This is a genomic window from Parvibaculum sp., from assembly GCF_035511255.1.
In the GTDB taxonomy this organism is placed as follows: domain Bacteria; phylum Pseudomonadota; class Alphaproteobacteria; order Parvibaculales; family Parvibaculaceae; genus Parvibaculum.
Map to the genome: position 1 here is coordinate 1 of NZ_DATKFR010000305.1, position 3741 is coordinate 3741.

The 3741-nt window shown below is 64.2% G+C and carries 5 protein-coding genes; 2 read left to right on the forward strand and 3 right to left on the reverse strand.

Going from position 1 to position 3741, the window contains the following annotated elements; genetic code table 11:
* The 3 genes from VMR03_RS12145 to VMR03_RS12155 form a co-directional block, all read right to left on the reverse strand.
* Nucleotides 1-803, reverse strand: an 803-nt coding sequence (locus VMR03_RS12145; RefSeq protein WP_325405559.1) for an alpha/beta hydrolase, incomplete at its 3' end; no start/stop codon positions are given.
* Nucleotides 804-837: 34 nt separating this feature from the next.
* Nucleotides 838-1743, reverse strand: coding sequence for an alpha/beta fold hydrolase (locus VMR03_RS12150; RefSeq protein WP_325405560.1), 906 nt, complete (start codon nucleotides 1741-1743; stop codon nucleotides 838-840).
* 5 nt (nucleotides 1744-1748) lie between these two features.
* Complete coding sequence (locus VMR03_RS12155; RefSeq protein WP_325405562.1) at nucleotides 1749-2651, reverse strand: alpha/beta hydrolase; 903 nt, start codon at nucleotides 2649-2651, stop codon at nucleotides 1749-1751.
* Between the two features lie 110 nt (nucleotides 2652-2761).
* On the opposite strand from VMR03_RS12155, the gene VMR03_RS12160 reads away from it, so the two are divergent.
* Nucleotides 2762-3412, forward strand: coding sequence for a 2-hydroxychromene-2-carboxylate isomerase (locus tag VMR03_RS12160; RefSeq protein WP_325405564.1), 651 nt, complete (start codon nucleotides 2762-2764; stop codon nucleotides 3410-3412).
* Between the two features lie 83 nt (nucleotides 3413-3495).
* Nucleotides 3496-3741, forward strand: a 246-nt coding sequence (locus VMR03_RS12165; protein ID WP_325405566.1) for an FAD-dependent oxidoreductase, incomplete at its 3' end; no start/stop codon positions are given.

Consider the following 3741-nt stretch of genomic DNA (forward strand, 5'->3'; position numbering starts at 1 on the left):
AGCGGATCGGCTGCGCCATGCAGCACCATGGTCGGCACCTCGATGCGGCGGAGCTTCTGCCGCCGGTCGCCATTGGTCATCGCCGCCGCCATTTGCCGGACGACGCCTGACGGGCAATAGCTGCGTTCCGCGTCGCGCGTCACCCAGGCGCGCAGCGTCTCCTCGTCGGTCGGATAATCGGGGCTGCCGATCGTCTGATAGGTCTTGATGCCGCGCGCGATCACCGCCTCCATGTTCGAGGCGGGCGGCGCCGGCGTAAGGAAGAGACTGAGCACGCGGGGACGCGGCGGCGGCAGCATCGGATTGCCGGTCGTCGACATGATGGAAGTGAGCGAGAGCGTGCGTTCGGGATATTCGGACGCGATCAGTTGCGCGATCATGCCGCCCATCGACGCGCCGACGATATGCGCCTTTTCGATGCCGAGTGCATCGAGCAGCCCGACCGCGTCGTCGGCCATGTCGTAGAGCGTATAAGGCACGAAGGGCGACTTGCCCGTCATGAAGCTCGCGAAAGCCGCCGGCAGATGCGGAAACTGCCCGCGCTCGAATTTGGTGGAAAGCCCGCTGTCGCGATTGTCGAAACGGACCACGCGATAACCGCGCGTCACGAGTTCGTTGCAAAGCTCATCCGGCCACTGCGTCAGCTGCGCGCCGAGACCCATGATGAGGAGAATGGTTTCGCGATCGTCGGGGCCGAGACTCTCATACGCGATGTCGATTCCATTGACGTCGATAGTCGGCATGACGAAGGTCCTGACGCAATCACGCACCCTCATCAAGAGATAGGAAGTCTCATGCTGCATTGCAACATGAGACTTCCGTCATCCACAGAAAAAGCTATTCCGCCGCAGTTTTCCGCTGCGCCGCCTCGGCATGGGCAGCGATGAGCTCGACATAACGCGGGCAGAGTTCCACCGGCAGATCGTGTCCCATGCCCTCGATCAGTTCGAGCGTCGCGCCGGGAACCGACTTCGCCGTGTCGATGCCGCCTTCGGGCGGCACCAGCGGATCGGCGAGGCCGTGAATGACGAGGAACGGCAGGCGCACATTCTTCAGCGCCTCGACGCGACTGCCGTCGCAACCGATGGCGGCATATTGCCGGATGCCGCCTTCCGGGTAGTACATGTGGTCATATTCGCGCGCGACGAGTTCATAAAGCGCTTCCTCGCTGCGCGGATAGGCGGGACTTTCATAGACGCGACGACCCTTCATCCGATGTCGGATGATGCTCTCGCGGTCTTCCGCCGGCGGTTGCGCCTGCAGAGCGGCCATCGCCGCATCGCTCGCCTTCGGCAGATCGGGATTGCCCGTCGTCGACATGATCGAGGTCGCGCTGATGAGACGGTCGGCATGATGGATCGCCATCCGCTGCACGATCATGCCGCCCATCGAAATTCCCATGACATGCGCGCGTTCAATGCCGAGCGCGTCGAGCACGCCGATGCCGTCCGCCGCCATGTCGGCCAGCATATAGGGAAGCTCGGGTGTCTTGCCCGCACGCACCGCCGCGATGATTTCGCGCATGTCGGGCAGGCCCGTGAGCTTCTCGCTCCGGCCGACATCGCGATTGTCGTAGCGGATGACGCGGAAGCCGCGCTCGCGCAGTCCCTCCATCAGCTCGACCGGCCAGCTCATCATGGTCGAGGTATAGCCGTTGACGAGAAGGATCGGCGCGGCGCCCTCGGGCCCGCGGTCCTCCATGTTGATCGTGATGCCGTTCGCCTTGATCTGCATCTGCACCATGGGCCTCACTCCGCCGCTTTCGACGCGGTGGCCCGCGTCGCGGCCGCCGTGATCGCGTCGGCGAAGGTCCCGACGAGCGCGACGGGGAAATCGTGCCCCATGCCCGGCACGATGCGAAGCTCCGCACCTGGAATGCTGGCGGCCGTATCGCGCCCGCCTTCGACCGGCACCAGCGGATCCGCGTCGCCATGCAGCACGACGGCCGGCACCTTGATTCCCTTCAGCTTTTCGCGCCTGTCGCCATTGGAAACGATCGCCGCCATCTGCCGCGCGACGCCGACCGGATAGGCGGAGCGCTTCACGTCGCGCGTCACCCATTCGCGCAGGATCGTCTCGTCGGTCGGGAAGCCGGGGCTTCCGATCATCTGCCACATCTTGATGCCGCGCTGGATCGCGCCTTCGAGGTCCGCCGGGGCGGGCGTCATCAGCATGGTCATGACTTCGGGCTTTGCCTGCGGCAAGGCCGGATTGCCCGTCGTCGACATGATCGAGGTGAGCGACAGAGCGCGCTCCGGATGGTTCGCCGCCACGAGCTGCGCGATCATGCCACCCATCGAGGCACCGACGATATGCGCCCGGCCGATTTCCAGCGCATCGAGAAGACCGACGGCATCGGCCGCCATGTCGTCCAGCGAATAGGGCGCATCGGGCTTCTTGCCCGTCATCAGCGCGCCGAAGATCGCGGCCATGTCGGGCATGCCCGCTGCTTCGAACTTGGTCGAAAGCCCGACATCGCGATTGTCGAAGCGGATCGCGCGATAGCCGCGCGCGACAAGCTCGTGGCAGAGCTCCGTCTGCCACATGGTGAGCTGGCCGCCGAGGCCCATGATGAGCAGCACGGTTTCCCGGTCGCTGGGACCGAAGCTCTCGTATTCGATGGTAATGCCGTTCGCCTGCACCTGCGCCATGACGTTCTCCTCTATTTATCGTTGGGCGGAAGCTTAACAGCGGTCTTGCGGGGCGGGGATAAGAAAGGCATATCTAATGGATAACATTAAACATGCCTGGGGAGGCAGCCTTGACCCTCGAATATGATCTCTTCTGGTCCTTCCGCTCGCCTTATTCCTATCTCGTGACGCCGCGCCTTCTGGAGCTTGAACGGGATTACGATGTGCGCTGCAACGTGCGGCCGGTCTACCCGATCGCGGTCCGCATCGAGGGCTTCTTCAAGCGGGTGAACCCGATGTGGCCGCCTTACCTCATGAAGGACACCTATCGCATCGCCGAAATGCTGGGCTTGCCCTATGCGTGGCCGTCGCCGGACCCGATCGTGATGGACCTGAAGACCGGCGAAGTCCCGGCCGAGCAGCCCTATATCAGCCGTCTGACGCGGCTTGGCGTCGCCGCCACGGAAGCAGGCAAGGGCCTCGCCTTTCTGCGCGAGATCAGTGGCGTCGTCTTCGGCGGCGTCCGCAACTGGCATGAAGGCGACCACCTGAAAGAGGCCGCCGCCCGCGCCGGCTGCGATCTCGCCCAATTGGACGCCCTGATCGCCGGGAACCCTGACCATTATGAGGCCGTCATCACGGCCAACGAAGCCGCCCAGAAACAGGCCGGCCATTGGGGCGTGCCGCTGATGGTCTTCGAGGGTGAACCCTTTTTCGGCCAGGACCGCGTCGACCACCTCGTCTGGCGGATGGAAAAGAAGGGGCTGAAACGGCGGGGTTGAGCCATAAGCCGCGGCAGGCAAGGCTGGACCCATCGGCCCTCTCCCGCTAGCTTCGCCGCCACACCTGACGCGGACGGAGCCCCATGCAGCGCGATCTGACGAAAATGAGCGCCACCACCTACGATCTCATCATCGTGGGCGGCGGCATCACAGGTGCCTCGACGGCCTGGGACGCGGCGCTCAGGGGTCTCAAGGTCGCCCTCCTCGAAAAAGAGGATTTCGCTCACGCGACGACGTCGGGCTCCTCGAAGCTCGTCCATGGCGGATTGCGCTATCTGGTCAATGGCGAGCTGAAGCTCGTGCGCGAATCGCTCCGTGAACGGCGCATC

What these genes read in the sequence shown, in the direction of transcription:
- VMR03_RS12150 (WP_325405560.1), bottom strand. Translation starts at nt 1,743, where the DNA reads ATGGTGCAGATGCAGATCAAGGCGAACGGCATCACGATCAACATGGAG.
- VMR03_RS12155 (WP_325405562.1), bottom strand. Translation starts at nt 2,651, where the DNA reads ATGGCGCAGGTGCAGGCGAACGGCATTACCATCGAATACGAGAGCTTC.